The organism is Paraburkholderia terricola, assembly GCF_900142195.1.
In the GTDB taxonomy this organism is placed as follows: domain Bacteria; phylum Pseudomonadota; class Gammaproteobacteria; order Burkholderiales; family Burkholderiaceae; genus Paraburkholderia; species Paraburkholderia terricola.
Map to the genome: position 1 here is coordinate 1 of NZ_FRAB01000052.1, position 16,889 is coordinate 16,889.

Here is a 16,889-nt window from a genome sequence, read left to right on the forward strand (position 1 = left end):
CTGAAGGCCTGTGCGCTGACAGCGCGGGTGCGCCCGCCGCTGCTTCCCAGTGCGCCGAATAGCGCGTCAAGTTCGGCCTGCACACTGGCGCACATGCCGGACATCATCAGCGCGGCCATGCGCGGCAAGGTCAGTGTGCGATTGCGGGTAAAGGCAGTGGGAGAACGACGCACGCGATCGGCGAGCGCCGGATCGAGCAGGAAATCGGAGAACTCAGCCAGAAGCCGCGAGGACGCTGGTATTTGAGTTCATATCGTTGATTTATCAGTGAGTTATGCGATGAAGTTTACAGGGGCAATGCCTCGTTTACAAGCTCTTTGAGGCTTAAGTTGAGAGCATTGGGCGGCCAGGGAGCGAATGAAACGCAGCCCATGCGAAATTCCCTGAACGCCACGACGATTCCCAGCCGATAAAAGTGGTGAAACTCTTCGCGGCAACCGGTCTGTTTTTTCATCGGCCTGCATTATTAGCTAATTCAGGCTAATAACCCTCTTCATAATCGGGCGATACCTGCCCACTCGACATGTCGGATTTCGTTGCCGGTTTGCGGGGCTCCGTGTCTTTGGCCGCTCATTGTCATATAACGACGCGTTTCCGGCTTTGTCGCTGACCATTCTCAGATTCCTGCAAGTTGTTTGACAAATTTGCGGGCCCAATGCTAACTTCAATGCCCCTACCTGTTCACCGGGTTTGAGGCCGCCATGAACGAATCTCCCATACTCGACAGTGAATTCGCCGCTTCGGTCATGGCCGTGCCGCCGCTGGCGCGCCGCGCCGACTACGCGCTCGATCCCGCCGCAAACCTGGCGCTGATTCGCCACATCGAAGCCGGCGGCGTGCGCACCTTGCTGTATGGCGGCAACGCGAATCTTTATCACGTCGCCGTCAGCGAATACCGCGACTTGCTCGATCTGCTCGCCGACGCCGCGAGCCCGGGCACGCGCGTGATCCCGGCAATCGGTCCCGACTACGGAAAAATGCTGGACCAGGCGCGCATCCTTGCGCAAAGCCGTTATCGGACGGCGATGGTGCTGCCGCTCGGCGGTTTCACGACCTCCGGGGGCGTCGAGGCGGGGCTGACGCGCATCGTCGACACGGCAGGCATTCCCCTCACGCTGTACATCAAGAACGAAGACTACGTCGAGGTCGACACGCTGGCGCGCCTGGTCGACCGTGGCACGCTGCTGGCCGTGAAATACGCGATCGTGCGCGCCGATCCCGCGAACGATCCTTATCTGCGCCGCCTGCTGCAACAGGTGCCGGCCGCCAAAGTGGTGTCCGGCATGGGCGAGCGGCCGGCGCTCGTGCACGTGCGCGAGTTCGGTCTCGCCGCATGGACCACGGGTTCGGGATGCATCGCGCCGCGCATGGTCACGGCGTTGCTGCACGCCGTCAAGTCCGGCGATCGGGACACGGCGCAGCGTCTCCACGATGCCTTCCTGCCGCTCGAAACCTTGCGCGACGACATCTCGTTGATCCGCGTGCTGCACGACGCGGTCACGTTCTCGAAGATCGCCGACATGGGGCCGATTTTGCCGCTGCTCAGTTCGACGCCGCCCGAACATCATGCGAAGATCGAGCACGCCGCGCGGGAACTGCTTGCGTTGGAACGGCGGTTCGCACAAGCCGATGCATGACGGCGCCTCGCCACGCCCGCCCATGCCTACCACACCATCAACCCGAAACCAGAAAGCACCAGCATGACCGACAACAGCCGACGCTATCCCGATCCCTCCGTCCGCGTGCTCGATCCGCGCTTCAAGTCGCTGATCCTTGCCTCCGCTTCCGTCGAGTGTCTGTATCAAGGCACGCGCTGGTCCGAGGGGCCGGTCTGGTTCGGCGACGGCCGCTATCTGCTGTGGAGCGACATTCCGAACGACCGCATCCTGCGCTGGGACGAACCCAGCGGCACGGTCACGACCTATCGCCAGTCGTCGAACAATGCGAACGGCCATACGCGCGATCGCCAGGGCCGACTCGTCAGTTGCGAGCATCTGACGCGCCGCGTCACGCGCACCGAATACGACGGCTCGATCACCGTGCTCGCCGACCGTTATCGCGGCAAGCGCTTCAATTCGCCGAACGACGTCATCGTGAAGTCGGACGGCTCGATCTGGTTCACCGATCCGACCTTCGGCATCGACAGCTTTTACGAGGGCGAGCGGCAGGACTCGGAACTGCCGGCATGCGTGTATCGCATCGACGGCCAATCCGGCGAAGTCAGCGTGGTCGCCGACGGCGTGCTCGGACCCAACGGCCTCGCGTTTTCGCCGGACGAGTCCGTGCTGTACATCGTCGAGTCGCGCGGCGAGCCCCGCAAGATCCGCGCGTTCGACGTCGACGGCAACGGCCTGGCGCTGTCGAACAATCGCGTGCTGATCGACGCCGGCCCCGGCACGCCCGACGGCTTTCGCGTCGACGTGCACGGCAATCTGTGGTGCGGCTGGGGCATGGGCACCGACGAACTCGACGGCGTGCGCGTTTTCACGCCGCAAGGCGAGCCCATCGGCCACATTGCGTTGCCGGAACGCTGCGCGAATGTGTGCTTCGGCGGCCGCCATCGCAACCGGCTCTTCATGGCGGCAAGCCACGGGCTCTATTCGCTCTACGTCAACACGCAGGGCGTGCAAGGCGGCTGAGTTCGGCGCGCGTCCGCGCGCATCGGCGCGCATCGACGACTTGCCTGACAAGTGCTCGTCAACGCCGGCCGCGGGCTTCGGGTTTGCCCTCGGATGACGCGCGCAAACCATTGAGCTAAAAGGATTCCAGCCAAAATCCCGCGATTTCGTGAGCAAATCGCCGCCGTGAGTATTTGCTTGACATCGGCAGTCCCGCTTCGCTATGTTCCTCTGGTAGATCACCGCCCGCAGCGCATCTGACCGGCGGACTTCCATACCAAGAAGCGAGGAGACGCAATGACTGTTTCACGCAGGTTGTCGCTCAAGCTGGTGTCCGTATGTCTCGCGGCGAGCGCCGCTTTCGCCTCCGCCGCGCACGCGGCCGATCCGGTCACGCTCAATATCGTCGACGTGGCGGGCGATCTTCAACTCACGCAAAAGGGTTTCGAGGCCTTCAAGGCGAAGTACCCGAACCTCGTCGCCAACATCACGTTCACGAACGCGCCCGCGCCGCAGTTGCCCGGCAAGATCAAGGCGATGCAGGCCGCGGGCCGCTCCGATATCGATCTCGTGCTCACCGGCACCGACGCGCTGGCGGCCGGCATCGAACAGGGTCTCTGGACGAAACTGCTGCCGGACAATGCGGCGGCTTTCCCCGGCGTGCTCGACAAATACGCGCCCGGTCCGCGCAAGATGCAGGATCTCGCGCAAGGCTACGGGCTCGAGGTCGCGTACATGCCGGCCGGTCCGCTGCTCGAATACAACCCCGCGAAAGTCAGCGATCCACCGAAAACGCCGGAGCAACTGCTGCAATGGTGCAAGGCGCATCCCGACAAGCTCATCTATGCGCGGCCGGCCAACTCCGGGCCCGGCCGCACGTTTTTGATGGGGCTGCCCTACGTGCTCGGCGACAAGGATCCGCAAGACCCGATTCACGGCTGGGACAAGACGTGGGCGTTCCTCAAGCAACTGAACGAATGCATTCCCTACTATCCGGGCGGCACCTCGGCGGTCATGAAGGAACTCGGCGAGGGCACGCGCGACATGACCGTCACGGTAACCGGCTGGGACATCAATCCTCGCGCGCTCGGCATCGTGCCGGCTGAATTCAGGGTGCAGGCGTTCGACAACATGACGTGGGTGAACGACGCGCACTTCATGGTGATTCCGAAGGGCGTGCCGAAGGAAAAGATCGAGGTGCTCTACAAGCTGATGAACTTCATGCTCGAACCCGCGCAGCAGGCCATGACCTATGACGATGGTTACTTCTATCCGGGCCCGGCGATCAAGGGCGTGACGGTCGAACAGGCGCCCGCGCGCAGCCAGGACGTGCTGAAGAAGTACGGCCGGCCGGAGTACGCGAAGCTGCTGGCGGAACGCCCGCACGTGTTGCCGCTGAATGCGAGCGCGATGGTCGCGGCATTCAGGAAGTGGGACACCGAAGTCGGCGCGCAGAAGACCAAGTAGTTCGCGCCGGGAGTCAGCGCTTCTATGTGTTTGCGCCGATGCGATCCGCGCAGCGCGCGCGTATCGCGCGTATCGCGCGTCTGACGCGCATCACGACATCGCCAGGGAACCGCCAGGAAATTCGCCATGAAGCATCACTTTGAGCAGTTGCGGCTCGACGCCGTGAGCCGCAGTTTCACGAACGCGGAAGGCCAGGCCGTCGCGGCGCTGCAAGGGCTCGACCTCGACATCCGGCGTGGCGAATTCATCGCGTTGCTGGGGCCCTCCGGTTGCGGCAAGTCGACGGCGCTCAACTGCATCGCCGGCTTGCAGCCCTTGAGCGGCGGCGGCATCTGGCTCGACGACAAACGCATCGACGTCTTGCCGCCGGAAAAGCGCGGCTTCGGCATGGTGTTTCAGAACTACGCGTTGTTTCCGCATATGAGCGTGCTCGATAACGTCGGCTTCGGTTTGAAAATGCGCGGCGTCGGCAGGAGCGAAACCATGCGCCGCGCGCGCGAAGCGTTGCAACTCGTGCAACTGGTCGGGCATGAACGCAAGCTGCCCGGTCAATTGTCCGGCGGCCAGCAGCAGCGCGTGGCGATTGCGCGCGCGATCGTGATCGAGCCGCCGCTCATTCTGATGGACGAACCGCTGTCGAATCTCGACACCAAACTGCGCATCGAAATGCGCGCCGAGATTCGCCGCATCCACAGTCAGCTCGAACGCGCGACGCTCTACGTGACGCACGATCAGGACGAAGCGCTTTCCATGGCCGATCGCATCGTCGTGATGAAAGAGGGCGTGGTGCAGCAGATCGCCACGCCGAAAGAGGTCTATACGCGCCCGCAGAATCTGCATGTCGCGCGTTTCATGGGCTATCGCAACGTGGCGGACTTCATGCTCGAAGGCACGCAAGGCGAGGGCGTCGCGGTGAGCGCGAACGGCGTGCGCCTGATCGGCACGCCGATGGCCGGCTTCGACAGCAAGCGCGTGAGCGTCGCGCTGCGTCCCGAGGATATGGAGCGCGCGGCGCCCGGCGCGGAAAACGCTTTCGATGCGCTCGTGACCACCGTCGAATACGGCGGCCGCGATTCGCTGCTGCGCGTGAAAACCGCGTTCGGCGATTTGTGGGCGCGCGTTGGCGGTGAATTCCAGGAGGGCGAGCGAATCAGCCTGCGCGTGCCGCCGTCGCGCACGCTCGTCTACGAAGGAGAGGCTGCATGAACACGCCCACGCTGTCGCCGCCGCTCGCGCCGCGCGACGCCAAGGCGTGGCTCGTCGCGCCGGCGCTGATCTTCATCGTCGCATTGTTCATTTACCCGTTCGCATATGGGCTGATCCTGTCGTTCCAGCCGATGAACGGCAGCGGACCGTGGGCCAACTATCTGACGTTCTTTACCGACACGTCGATGTGGCCGACGATCATCGTCACGCTCAAGCTCGCCGTGCCCGCCACGCTCATCAACGTCGGCGTGTCGGTTCCCGTCGCGTTCGCGCTGCGCCGCCACTCCCGTTATCAGAAGTTCATCACCACCTTGCTGGTGATTCCGGTGACGCTCGGCACCGTGCTGATCGCCGACGGCATGCTCACGTACTTCGGTCCGAACGGCTGGTTTCCGCAGGCGTTGCAGGGCCTGCATCTCTATACGAGCGAAGTGCGGCTCACGCATAACTTCTGGGGCGTGCTGATCTCGCTGATCGTGTCGGGGTTCCCATTCGCGTTTCTGCTGACGCTGTCTTACGTGACCGGCATCGACCCCACGCTCGCGAGCGCGGCGGCGACGCTCGGCGCAAGTCCGTGGCAGCAGTTTCGCCGCATCTATTTGCCGCTGCTCGTGCCGGGCTTGACGATGGCCGCGTGCCTGTCGTTCGTGCAGGCGTTCTCGGTGTTTCCGTCGGCGGTGCTGCTCGGCGCGCCCGCCGGCCCGACGCGCGTGATGTCGATCGCCGCGGCCGAAGCCGCATTCGAAAGCTACGACTATTCGCTCGCCTCCGCGATCGCGATGGTGATGGGCTTCGTGCAATTGCTGGTGGTCGTCGCGATGCTCGGCGCGCGCCGCTTCTTCTACAGCGGTCCGGTAACGGGAGGCAAGGGCTGATGACGACCGATCGCCAAGCGGCGCACCCTTCCTGGTCCACGTCCGCATCGAAGGAACACGACGACGGCGCCCGCCAGCCCGGCAAACGCGCGAAGCAGCGCGCCAGCGTGCCGGGGCGTGTGTGGCGCGTGCTGGTGTGGGGCGCGATGCTGTTCTTCCTCGTCAACGTGGTGTTGCTGATCGCAACCGTCGCGGTGAACTCGGTGGCGACGCGCTGGTTCGGCACCCTGTTGCCGCAAGGCTTCACCTTGCATTGGTATGCGCAGGCGTGGAGCGATTTTCAGTTGGCGAGCGTGTTGTGGGTCACGGTCGAAGTGGTCGGCGCGGTGGTGCTGCTCTCGGTGCTGCTCGGCGTGCCCGCGGCCTACGCGCTGGCTCGCGTGCAATTTCCGGGCAAGCGCACGGCGATGCTGATCTTCCTGCTGCCGTTGATGGTGCCGCCCGTCACCTACGGCATTCCGATGGCGACGGTGATGTACAAGATCGGCCTGGCCGGCACGCTCTCCGGTGTGATTCTTGCGAACCTCGTGCCGGCGCTGCCGTTCGTGATTCTGGTGATGACGCCGTTCATCGAACAGATCGATCCCAATCTCGAAGCGGCGGCGCGTATTTTCGGGGCCAACACGTTCCGCTATTTCCGCTACGTGCTGCTGCCGCTGCTGGTGCCCGGCATGCTCGCGGCGGCGCTGCTGGTATTGGTGCGCACCATCGGCATGTTCGAACTGACGTTCTTCACGGCGGGTCCGGCGACGCAAACACTCGTGGTCGCGTTGTACTACGCGGTGTTTTCAACCGGGGTGCGAGCGCCGCAATCGATCGACGCGATGGCGATGATCTACATGGCGATCACGTTGATCTGGGTGCTGATCGCCCTGCAATTCGTGAGCCCGACGCAAATCGTCTCGCGCGTGAAGGAGCAGAAGCACTGAAACGCTCAACGCTTCACGCGGCACGCACTCGCATTCAATAGCCCACGCGATACACCCGGCCCGTCTGCGCGCCTTCCACGCTGCGCAGATAGGCCAGCGCCGCGCGTTGCGCCGTCACCGGTTCGAAGCCGCGAAAGTAGGGCGCGTAAGCGTTGAGCGATTCGGTCAGCACGGTCGGGCTGACCACGTTGATGCGAATGCCGCGCGGCAGTTCGATCGCCGCGCCGCGCACGAAGCCTTCGAGCGCCAGGTTGACGGTGGTGGCGTTCGCACCCAGGCGAATTGGCTCGTCGCCGACAATGCCGCTCGTCAGCGTGAACGAGCCGCCGTCGTTCACGTATTGCTGGGCGGCCAGCACCACGTTGATCTGGCCCATCAGCTTGTCGCGCAGGCCGATCCAGAACTGTTCGATGCTCATTTCCGGTAAGGGACCGAAATGCAGCTTGCCGGTGGTGGTGACCACGCCGTCCACCTTGCCGATCTCGCGAAAGAGCCGCTCGATGCTCGCCGGATCGGTGCTGTCCACGCGGTGCGTGCCGCGCGTCGCGCCCGCTTCGATGACTTCGTGGCGCGCCTTGAGTTCCGCGCTCACTGCCTGGCCAAGCGTGCCGGTGGCGCCGATCACGACGATCTTTTTCATTGACTGCTCCGCTGAGGGTTAACGTGGGGTCGATTGTGCGGGCAGCCGCTCGCAAGAAAAAGCCGCGTGCATGCGCAGGTCTTGCAACCCCCGGTTTCTAATCGGGCCAGGCGCGCGCCATGATTCAAACGATGCGCGCCAACGATGCGCGCTGACGATTCGCTGATTAACGGGCGCGTGCGCCGGAATTCAAACGCGCCGTTGAAACGCGAACACTCATTTCACCCGGTGTAACTCGATCACTCGCGTGGGGCGCAGATGATTAAGAGCGTAATGAATGCGGCCGCGTTCGTCGCGGCTGCCGGCCTCGCGCGGCTCGTCGAACCGGGGATCGGCCGAATGGGGACCCTGCGGCTCGACCATGCCTTTGTCGATGACCGTATAGCCCGGTTCGAGCGCGAGCAGCAGATGATTGCCGCCGACGCGGCTGTCGAAGCCGGCCATGCCGTCGTGCGCCTCGGGCACGCTGTTGGTGAGCGTCGCGTTGCTCATGGTGATTTCATCGGCCGCGATCGGGCCATAGCCCGCGAGGCGGGCGGCTTCGTAGTTCTTGCCGTCGGTGTCCACCGTGCTGTCGTGCGTGCGGTCGTTGTGCAGTTCCGCCGTGCGCGGACCGACGTGCGGTTGCCTGGTCGTCTCCGCTGGTTTGTCGATATCGCTGTTCATCATGCATTCTCCTTGAAGAGGACATGGTCGAAGCACAGCAAAACCCATTCCGGTTGGCGCAATGCTTTAACGCTGAAGTCGCATCGCGGCGTTCGTCGCGACTCCATGTGATGGGCATTTCACATGGCGATTGCGTCCGGGATTCTTTTCGTTTTTTTTAATGGACGCGTATTTTCTACAGAGTATGATCTTACTCCGACGAGCGAAGCGCGGTCGCATTGGCTATATTTTTTCCGGTACGTTCCACATCATCGGCACGGATGTGCATGAACGGAACAAGCGGCAAACACCGGCGAAAGCGCAGCGCTACTCAAACATTTACGGGGCCGTCAGGGCGGGTGACACATGCACTTCGATGCTGCATTCACACATCGCGGCTATTTGCTGAATTGCGCGCCGGCGCGCGCGGTCGATGGCACGTGGCAACCGTATGTGGTCATCTCCCGGTCGAGCGACGGCGAACTGGTCGCCAACCGTTTCTTTCCTCAAGACTTGCGTTTTCCTGACGAAGCCGCCGCCATCGCCCACGCTCGCGATTGGGCCGTGCGCTGGATCGACGCGAGCAGCGTGACGATCTGAGCGCCTCCGGCAGGCGAACACTCGCAAGGCGGGTGGCAGTGCGCATGCGGGGCCGCGCGAGCCGCCCTAAAACGCGGTAATCTCTCGGGACAATCACTCCGAACCGTGCCTTCGCACGGCGCTGTCCTTCTATGCCTAACGTGCCTTCCCATGACTGGGGTCTCGAACAGATCGTCGCCGACCTGCGCGCGTCGCGTGAGGAATTGCATCGCACGCGGCATCCGCTCGGCATTCGCGAACTGCCGTCGCGCGAAGCGGTGGTCAGCATCGTCACCGGCCTGCGCGCGGCGCTGTTCCCCACGCACTACGGCGCCCCCGATCTGACTGACGAAACCGTCGACTACTACGTCGGCCACACGCTCGAGAGCACCTTGCGCCTGCTCGCCGAGCAGATCCGGCGCGCCCTGCGATTCCTGCCGGAGTTCGCCGGAACGCCCGACGCCGAACTGAAGGAGCGCGCATTCAACGTCGCGCGTGAATTCGCCACGCAGTTGCCGGGCATCCGCGCGCTGCTGGTCAGCGACATTCAGGCGGCCTTCACCGGCGACCCGGCCGCGCAGCACATCACCGAAATTCTGCTGTGCTACCCCGGCGTGTGGGCGATGACGCACCACCGCCTCGCGCACGCGCTGCATCGCCTCGGCGTGCCCTTGCTGGCGCGTTTCATCAACGAGATCGCGCATTCGGCAACCGGCATCGACATTCACCCCGGCGCAACCATCGGGCCGAGCTTTTTCATCGACCACGGCACGGGCGTGGTGATCGGCGAAACGGCGATCATCGGCGAGCGCGTGCGGGTGTACCAGGCGGTGACGCTCGGCGCGAAGAGCTTCGCCGCGGATCTCGACGGCGCGCTGATCAAGGGCAACGCGCGTCATCCGATCGTCGAGGACGACGTGGTGATTTATGCAGGCGCCACGATACTTGGCCGCGTGACGATCGGGCGCGGCTCGGTGATCGGCGGCAACGTGTGGCTCACGCACAGCGTGCCGCCGGGCAGCAGCGTGTCGCAAGGCAAGGTCCGCGAAGGCGAGCGGACCGACGAGGGGCGTCAGTGATGCAGGGCCCGGCGCGCGGCCGCGTTCACATGCCTCGCTGCGCGATTAGCGGCGTCGAGGCGACCGTGGCGCAAACGGCGCACGCGTTTCCGCGCCATTCGCACGACCGTTTCGGCGTGGGCGTGATCGTCAGCGGCGGGCATCGGTCGGCGAGCGGGCGCGGCATGGTGGAAGCGCGCGCGAACGACGCGATCATGGTCAACCCCGGCGAGGTGCACGACGGCAGTCCGCTCGACGAGCGTGGCCGCGCATGGCGCATGTTGTACTTCGAGCCGTCGCTGCTGGCCGGCGTCGCTCGTGAGCTGACCGGCGCGGCGGCGCGCGAGATCGAACTCACGCAGCCGGTGGCGCATGATCCGTTGCTGAAACGTCTGTTCGAGCGGCTGTTCGCCGTTGCCGTGGAAGCGCCGCAAGTGCCCGACGATCTGGTGCGCGAGGAAGCGTTGCTCGGACTGCTCGGGCATCTGGTGCGAGCGCATGCGACGCATCCGGCAGGTTCGGTGTCGACCTGTTCGCTCGGGCCGGTCGCGCGAGCAAAAGCGCGCATCGACGACGACCCGTCGTCACCGCTCACGCTTGCCGATCTCGCCGCCGATACCGGCATGAGCCGCTTTCAGTTGCTGCGAGCCTTCGCGCATGAGATGGGATTGCCGCCGCACACGTACCGGATGCAGCGGCGAGTGGTGCTGGCGAGGCAGTTGATCGCGCGCGGCGCGACCCTTGCCGACGCGGCGGCTTCGGCGGGTTTCGCCGATCAGAGTCACATGACGAGGGCGTTCGTGAGGCTGTTGGGCGTGACGCCCGCCAACTATGCGGCCGCCATGCGGTAACGCCTAGCCGATTCTCAGATGCCGCAGCAAGGCCGCCGCCTGTGCGCCAGGCAACCAGGCGTGCGCGCCGACAAACCATGCCGCGACCCACGAAGCGCCCACCACGATCAAATCGCAGCGACCGCTATTCCACAGATTGAGCGAATGCCGCCCGGCAATCCACGGCACGCCGAGGGGATTCGGCCAATCCGCGAGCAAATGCATCAACCCGCCGCAAGCGAAGCCGAACGCCGGCGCGGCATAGAGCGAATGCCCGAGCCAGTGATAGGAAACCGCGAGCAGCGCGAGCCATCCGAGGCCCCAATGCGTCAACGTGCGATGCGTGATCCACAGCCGCCGCGCCCGCGACCACCACGCCACTTCCAGCCAATCCGGCGCCGTGCTTCCCGCCATCCCGGCGATAAAGCTCAGCAACACGCCGATATGAAACGAACCGCCGCCGCCGATGCGCGTGACAATGGCCGCCGCGATGACGCCGGCTGCAAAACCGGTTGCATGATGTGCTTTGCTGGATGCCATCGAACTCGCGGCACGGCGCCGCCGCATAAAAGACCAGGGGCGGCTATGTTCGCAGATGAGCGGATAAAAAAATAGCCGACACGCCAGATATAAATTGGCGTATCGGCGTGGCCTTCAAAACATCGCGCTGTGGTGCAAACGTCAGGTGGCGCAGCGCGCGATGCTGAAGCGCATTTCCGGTTCCGGCGGATCATCCGGCGCATTCGCGGGATGCGTCACCTTGACGACCGAACCGGCGTTCAACGGCGTCAACGTGACGAAGTACGAGTTGTTCGAATCGGAGCCGACCGCGATCTCGGTTGCTCCGCCTACGCGCGACATACGCACACGCGACAAACGGCTTTCAAGGCAATTGGCGATATAGGCCGGGGCGCGCGGCGAGGATACGTAGATCATCGGTTGCGACGCATCGTGAGCGGTGGGGCCGCTGGAAGAACCGCAGGCAGCGAGCGAAGCGATCACGGCGGCAGCGGCAACAGGCAGAAGAAGTCTTTTCATGGTTCGGTCGTCGGCGTCCCCGGTGGTGCGTGGGAACCTGGTGCGCGGGCGAAGCGCGACGCGATTTGAAACAACGCCATGCTTCGCGACGAAGCCGCCGTTCCGCCGCAACGAACTCGCGGCAAGGAAGGCAGCCGGACCCAGTATACCGATCGCACGCTTGCGGCGTCACCCTTGCCGCGTCGAAACGCGGTCCCATGAAAAAAACCCGCGCGCGATTATGTCGCGCGCGGGTTTTTGATTGCCAAGCGGATGGATATCCGCCTCGCACTTGCCAAACGAAAAGACCTTAGAAGCGGTGACGCAGGCCCACAGCCGCGGCAACCTGATTGCCGGTCGAGGAGGGCGCCAGCGTATTGATTGCCGCCACGTTCGAACCGAAGTTGCCGAGTTCGCCGGATGCATGCTGATACACGCCTTCCACATACACGTCGGTACGCTTGCTCAGCGAGTAGTCGCCTTGCAGCGACACCGTGTGCCACTTCGGATCGCCCGAGCCGTTCGAACCGGACAGCTTGCCGTCGGTGAACGTGTAAGCAGCAGCGAGGCTCAATGCCGGCGTCAGCGCATAACGGCCGTTCACTTCGTAGTTGTCCAGGTGCAGGTTCGTGCCCGCGATGCCAGGCAGCGTCGTGCCGCCGACGTTCACGCCGCTGATGCCGTCGAGTTGCGTATGCGTGTACACGAAACCTGCCGTTGCCGGGCCGTACGTGTAGTTGATGCCCGCGCCGTACGTGCGTTGCAGATCCGCTGCGATCGCCGCGGTGCCGTCGCCTTGCGAGACGGCGCCGCTCAGGTTCGAACTGCCGGACTTGTTCAGTTGCAGGTAAGCCGCGGCGAAGCTCAACGGGCCGTTATCGTACGAGGCGCCGGCGCTCCACGCGCGGTTATTGGAGAACTGGCCGGCCGAATTGCTGAAGCCGTACAGGCCACCGAACTTGAGGCCCGCGTAGTTCGCGCTCGTGTACTTCACGGCGTTCTTGATCGAGAACGAGTTGTCCAGATTGTCGTTGTCGAACGGATGAGCGGCCAGGTTGTTGCCGTAGCCCGCGCCCGCTTCCGACAACGGCGCGAGGTAATCGACCACCGAATCGTATTGACGGCCGAGCGTCAACGCGCCGTACTGATCGCTCTTCAGGCCGACGTAAGCCTGGCGATTGAACATCGTGCTGTTTTCCGAAAACTGGCCGTTGTTCAGGTTGAAGCCGCTTTCCAACGTGAAGATCGCGTGCAGACCGCCGCCGAGATCTTCGCTGCCGCGCAGGCCGAAGTAGGTGTTCGACACCGAACCGCTACCTTGTTGCCAATTGCTGTGGCCGCCCTGGTTGTTCGAGTACACGAGACCGGCGTCCAACGTGCCGTACAGCGTGACGCTGCTTTGTGCATGAGCGGTGATGGCAAACGCGCCCATGAGGCTTGCTGCGATGAGGGTTTTTTTCATGTTGAGATAACTCCGGGACAGTGCATAGAGAATCGCATTCCAGTGCTTATCGCCGACTTCGTCGGGTGCCTGACGATCCGCTGCGAAGTGTATGCCTGCTATTCCGATGTTTAATCGCATATGACGCAACAATGAATTCTCGAATCGGTAATGGCGAATTTGAATTGTGTAAGTGCGAGTAAATAAAGAACAATCCGATCATGTGTGGATTCGAGGCTGAGTTTGTCAATGCATGCGGTGTTGCTGACTCGCGACGCCGCACGTGGCGTGCTTATGCGGCAGGTTGTCGCGCATGTCGCCGCGGCGTGGGTCATTCACTGTGTTTCGCGCAATGCAGTGTTCCCATTCGCATGGTCTATTGCGGCTAATTGCAGTTCTACAATGGCTTGCCCTCTAACCAAGGGTTGCCTTTTTCATTTTTACGCGCGGCTTTCGGGCCGCGTTTTTTTGCGTCTTTTTTATAACCGGTTTATAAGTTCCCGCGCATAGCGAAATGGAATATGTCGATGGGCGAAATGCCCGTCCTGGCTTGTCCGTTCGTCAGGGGAGCGCGTCGGGCGCTTGCGGCACGGGTAGAATCGCAGGTTCGAAATATGTCTCCGCCCCGCGAACGTGAGTGAACCTGCAATGACCGATACCCCCCTTCCATCGTCCGACGCCGCTGATATCACGGAAGGCGCGCCCGCGATGGACGAACCGCTGCATGAAGCGCGTCTGTGGCGCGACGACGGCTGGACCGCGCGCGTCATCAAGAACGAAGACGACGAAGGCTGGGCCGTCGAGATGATCAAGGACGGCGAGGCCGAACCGGCGCTCGTCGGGCCGTGGACGATGGGCCGCAACAAGAAGGACCCGAAGCCGCTCGACACGTCGGCGTTCAACACGCTGGTGAAGACCGCCTCCGAAGTGCTGCGCCGCCATGAGCAGCAACTGCGCGCGCAACTGCATAAGGAAGTGCGGGTGGCGACCGCCGACGGCAACGACGAACTCGACGTCACGCTCGACATCGTGCCGGATGAAGACGAGCCGTATGCGCTGCTGACCGCGCTCGACACGTTCGGCGAGCAACTCGCGCAAGTGCAGGTCGCGCCCAACTTCAAGCTCAGCAAGGCGAGCGCGGCGGCTTGGGTCGAAAACGGATTTCGCCGTCCGGGTTGAGTCCGGGTTAAGTCCTGGTTAAAGGCGACGTGGTCCGGTTCAGCCAACCGATCGCCGACGAAAGGCGAATCAAGGTATTACCGCAAGCTGTCAATATACTTTCACATTCGCTTCATAGAATCCTCGCGTCATAGCGGCGCGAGCGTGAACCATGCGGTTTTGAGTGCGTGCCGACTGTGCATTTCCCCACGCTACCGAAACCCTGGATCACGACAACATGGCAGAGCCGCTCGATCTTTCCCGCCGTAAAGCCCTGAAACTACTTGCCGGTGTACCGATGCTGCCGTTGGGCGGTCTCGCCACGGCGTCGATGCTCACCGCGTGCGGCGGCAGCGACGACCTGGCGACGCCGGTCAAACCCGTGGCCAACTTCGTCTCGGCCGCCTTCAACAGCATGGCCGCGCCCACGCTGGCCGACCCCGCCGCGATGGCGAAAACCACGGTCGGCTCGACTCTCACCGTGCAACTGAGCGACGGCAGCAGCCGCACCTTCAAGCTCGCCTATCAGCCGTTCTTCATCACGGGCGACAGCGTGCCGAACATCAAGGGCGGCACGATCCTGGCGGGCGGCTATTTCGACATCAACAATCAGCCGATCATCGACACCTCGGTCGCGGGTAAGGAGCGTCAGTTCTATTCGGACTGCCCGGACGGCAGTTCGCTGATTCGACTCGACAATCCGACGGTGAAGGGCCTCAAGGGCAACGCGGTGTTCGCCGTGGTGCAGTTCGAGTACGCGACGCGCGATCAAAGCCTCAAGTCGATGTACGGCCAACTGCCGTCGCCGATCGCGGTGCTGACGCTCGATCAGGACCCGGCTACCGGCAAGCTCACGCTGGTGGGCTATCACAACGTCGATACGTCGCCGGCGCACGGCTTGTGGATCACCTGCGGCGCGAGCCTGTCGCCGTGGAACACGCATCTGTCGAGCGAAGAGTACGAACCCGACGCGACGACGATCGCGGCCAATAGCCAGTTCAAGGGCTTCAGCCGCAGCCTCTTCGGCAACGAAACGACCGCGAATCCGTACCACTACGGGCATTTGCCGGAAGTGACCGTGAATCCCGACGGCACCGGCACGATCAGGAAGCACTATTGCCTCGGCCGCATCTCGCACGAACTGATTCAGGTGATGCCGGACAAGCGCACCGTACTGATGGGCGACGACGCGACCAACGGCGGTCTGTTCATGTTCATCGCGGATCGCGAAGCCGATTTGTCCGCGGGCACGCTGTATGTCGCGAAGTGGACGCAGGTGTCCTCGAGCGGCGCGGGCGCGGCAACGCTTTCGTGGATCAACCTGGGCCACGCGACCAGCGCCGAGATCGAAACGCTCGCCAATCAGCTCACCGCGGCCGACATTCTGGACGTCGCGACCAAGGACCCGCTCGATACGAGCTACACGAAGATCAACTACAACGGCACCTTCAACTGGGTGCGCATCAAGCCGGGCATGACCAAGGCGGCGACCTTCCTCGAGACGCACCGCTACGCGGCGCTCGCCGGCGGCAGCATGGGTTTCACGAAACTCGAGGGCACGACGGTCGACATCAAGGACAAGGTGCTGTATTCGGCGATGTCGCGCGTCGAGAAATCGATGGTGCGCGGCAACGTCGCGTCGACCGATGTCGCCGTCGACAAGGCGATCAGCGCGGGCGCGGTGTACGCGCTGAACATGAAGGGCGGCCAGCTCGATCGCAGCGGCGGCGCGATCAACAGCGAGTGGGTGCCGGTGGACATGGCGCCGCCCGCGGCGCTGGTGGGCCAGGATCTCGCCGCCGCCGACGCGCTCGGCAACACCGCGAACCCGGACCGCATTGCGAACCCGGACAACCTCAAGTTCTCGGAAAAACTGCGTACGCTGTTCATCGGCGAGGACAGCGGCATGCACGTGAACAACTTCCTGTGGGCGTACAACGTCGACACGAAGACGCTCTCGCGCGTGCTGTCGTGCCCGGCGGGCGCGGAATCGACGGGCTTGCACGCGGTCGACGAAATCAACGGCTGGACCTACGTGATGAGCAACTTCCAGCACGTCGGCGACTGGGAAAGTCCGCTGCACGACAAGGTCCAGGCGACGCTCGATCCGCTGGTGCGGGCGAACTACAAGGACCGCTTCGGCGCGACCGTGGGATATCTGACGGCGGATCCGACGGGGATCAAGTTGTAAGGGCGAATGGCGCGAAACCCGCGCTGGCAGAAACGAAAGAGGTGAGGCCCCGCGTCGGGGCCTCATAACTTCGCGGTTGCGCCTGGTCGGTGTGAACCGACTCGACTTCAACCAGCACGGCTGGATCCTGCTGACCATGAGGTAAATGCACGAGGCAGATGGACGCCCTTGCAGGCCGCGAAAAATCCATCCGCCGCGACCATGCCTTCCCGGCAGATCGCGGCAACACTAGCCA

17 protein-coding genes are annotated in these 16,889 nt (G+C 63.4%); 11 read left to right on the plus strand and 6 right to left on the minus strand.

Going from position 1 to position 16,889, the window contains the following annotated elements:
- Nucleotides 1-286: 286 nt before the first annotated feature.
- On the minus strand, nucleotides 287-454 hold the full coding sequence (locus BUE39_RS34985; RefSeq protein ID WP_159442605.1) for a hypothetical protein: 168 nt from the start codon (nucleotides 452-454) through the stop codon (nucleotides 287-289).
- Nucleotides 455-701: 247 nt separating this feature from the next.
- Between BUE39_RS34985 and BUE39_RS29130 the strand changes: the two genes are divergently transcribed.
- From BUE39_RS29130 to BUE39_RS29155, 6 genes are all read left to right on the plus strand, one after another.
- A complete protein-coding gene (locus BUE39_RS29130) occupies nucleotides 702-1,637 on the plus strand; it encodes a dihydrodipicolinate synthase family protein (protein WP_073432131.1) in 936 nt (311 codons plus the stop codon).
- 63 nt (nucleotides 1,638-1,700) lie between these two features.
- A complete protein-coding gene (locus tag BUE39_RS29135) occupies nucleotides 1,701-2,639 on the plus strand; it encodes an SMP-30/gluconolactonase/LRE family protein (RefSeq protein ID WP_073432132.1) in 939 nt (312 codons plus the stop codon).
- Between the two features lie 276 nt (nucleotides 2,640-2,915).
- Complete coding sequence (locus BUE39_RS29140; RefSeq protein WP_073432133.1) at nucleotides 2,916-4,085, plus strand: ABC transporter substrate-binding protein; 1,170 nt, start codon at nucleotides 2,916-2,918, stop codon at nucleotides 4,083-4,085.
- 126 nt (nucleotides 4,086-4,211) lie between these two features.
- Nucleotides 4,212-5,291, plus strand: a complete 1,080-nt coding sequence (locus tag BUE39_RS29145) for an ABC transporter ATP-binding protein (protein ID WP_073432134.1) — start codon at nucleotides 4,212-4,214, stop codon at nucleotides 5,289-5,291.
- On the plus strand, nucleotides 5,288-6,166 hold the full coding sequence (locus tag BUE39_RS29150; RefSeq protein ID WP_073432135.1) for an ABC transporter permease: 879 nt from the start codon (nucleotides 5,288-5,290) through the stop codon (nucleotides 6,164-6,166). Before BUE39_RS29145 ends, BUE39_RS29150 begins: the two co-directional genes overlap by 4 nt.
- Complete coding sequence (locus BUE39_RS29155) at nucleotides 6,166-7,095, plus strand: ABC transporter permease (RefSeq protein ID WP_073432136.1); 930 nt, start codon at nucleotides 6,166-6,168, stop codon at nucleotides 7,093-7,095. The genes BUE39_RS29150 and BUE39_RS29155 overlap by 1 nt, the downstream gene beginning before the upstream one ends.
- Before the next feature lie 34 nt (nucleotides 7,096-7,129).
- Here the strand turns inward: BUE39_RS29155 and BUE39_RS29160 are convergent, their stop codons facing one another.
- Nucleotides 7,130-7,735, minus strand: coding sequence for a short chain dehydrogenase (locus tag BUE39_RS29160; RefSeq protein WP_073432137.1), 606 nt, complete (start codon nucleotides 7,733-7,735; stop codon nucleotides 7,130-7,132).
- 216 nt (nucleotides 7,736-7,951) lie between these two features.
- Nucleotides 7,952-8,401 carry a DUF3005 domain-containing protein gene (locus tag BUE39_RS29165; RefSeq protein ID WP_073432165.1) on the minus strand — a complete coding sequence of 150 codons (450 nt, stop codon included), beginning with the start codon at nucleotides 8,399-8,401 and terminating at the stop codon, nucleotides 7,952-7,954.
- A gap of 345 nt (nucleotides 8,402-8,746) precedes the next feature.
- On the opposite strand from BUE39_RS29165, the gene BUE39_RS29170 reads away from it, so the two are divergent.
- The 3 genes from BUE39_RS29170 to BUE39_RS29180 all read left to right on the plus strand — a co-directional run bounded on the left by BUE39_RS29170 (nucleotide 8,747) and on the right by BUE39_RS29180 (nucleotide 10,868).
- Nucleotides 8,747-8,980, plus strand: a complete 234-nt coding sequence (locus BUE39_RS29170) for a hypothetical protein (protein WP_073432138.1) — start codon at nucleotides 8,747-8,749, stop codon at nucleotides 8,978-8,980.
- Between the two features lie 131 nt (nucleotides 8,981-9,111).
- On the plus strand, nucleotides 9,112-10,038 hold the full coding sequence (gene epsC, locus BUE39_RS29175; protein ID WP_073432139.1) for a serine O-acetyltransferase EpsC: 927 nt from the start codon (nucleotides 9,112-9,114) through the stop codon (nucleotides 10,036-10,038).
- A gap of 29 nt (nucleotides 10,039-10,067) precedes the next feature.
- A complete protein-coding gene (locus BUE39_RS29180; protein ID WP_235004993.1) occupies nucleotides 10,068-10,868 on the plus strand; it encodes an AraC family transcriptional regulator in 801 nt (266 codons plus the stop codon).
- Between the two features lie 3 nt (nucleotides 10,869-10,871).
- Here the strand turns inward: BUE39_RS29180 and BUE39_RS29185 are convergent, their stop codons facing one another.
- From BUE39_RS29185 to BUE39_RS29195, 3 genes are all read right to left on the minus strand, one after another.
- The gene (locus BUE39_RS29185; protein ID WP_073432141.1) at nucleotides 10,872-11,387 is read right to left on the minus strand and encodes a metal-dependent hydrolase; all 516 of its coding nucleotides are present in this window, start codon (nucleotides 11,385-11,387) and stop codon (nucleotides 10,872-10,874) included.
- Between the two features lie 141 nt (nucleotides 11,388-11,528).
- Entirely contained in the window at nucleotides 11,529-11,885 is a 357-nt protein-coding gene (locus BUE39_RS29190) for a sugar ABC transporter ATPase (protein ID WP_084561516.1), read from the minus strand.
- A 289-nt stretch (nucleotides 11,886-12,174) separates the two neighbouring features.
- Nucleotides 12,175-13,326 carry a porin gene (locus BUE39_RS29195; protein ID WP_073432143.1) on the minus strand — a complete coding sequence of 384 codons (1,152 nt, stop codon included), beginning with the start codon at nucleotides 13,324-13,326 and terminating at the stop codon, nucleotides 12,175-12,177.
- A gap of 627 nt (nucleotides 13,327-13,953) precedes the next feature.
- Here BUE39_RS29195 and BUE39_RS29200 point away from each other — a divergent pair.
- Together BUE39_RS29200 and BUE39_RS29205 are read left to right on the plus strand one after the other, a co-directional pair.
- Nucleotides 13,954-14,484 (plus strand): hypothetical protein, encoded by a 531-nt coding sequence (locus BUE39_RS29200; RefSeq protein WP_073432144.1) that lies wholly within the window; start codon nucleotides 13,954-13,956, stop codon nucleotides 14,482-14,484.
- 217 nt (nucleotides 14,485-14,701) lie between these two features.
- Nucleotides 14,702-16,654, plus strand: a complete 1,953-nt coding sequence (locus tag BUE39_RS29205) for a PhoX family protein (protein WP_073432145.1) — start codon at nucleotides 14,702-14,704, stop codon at nucleotides 16,652-16,654.
- The last annotated feature ends 235 nt before the right edge of the window (nucleotides 16,655-16,889 follow it).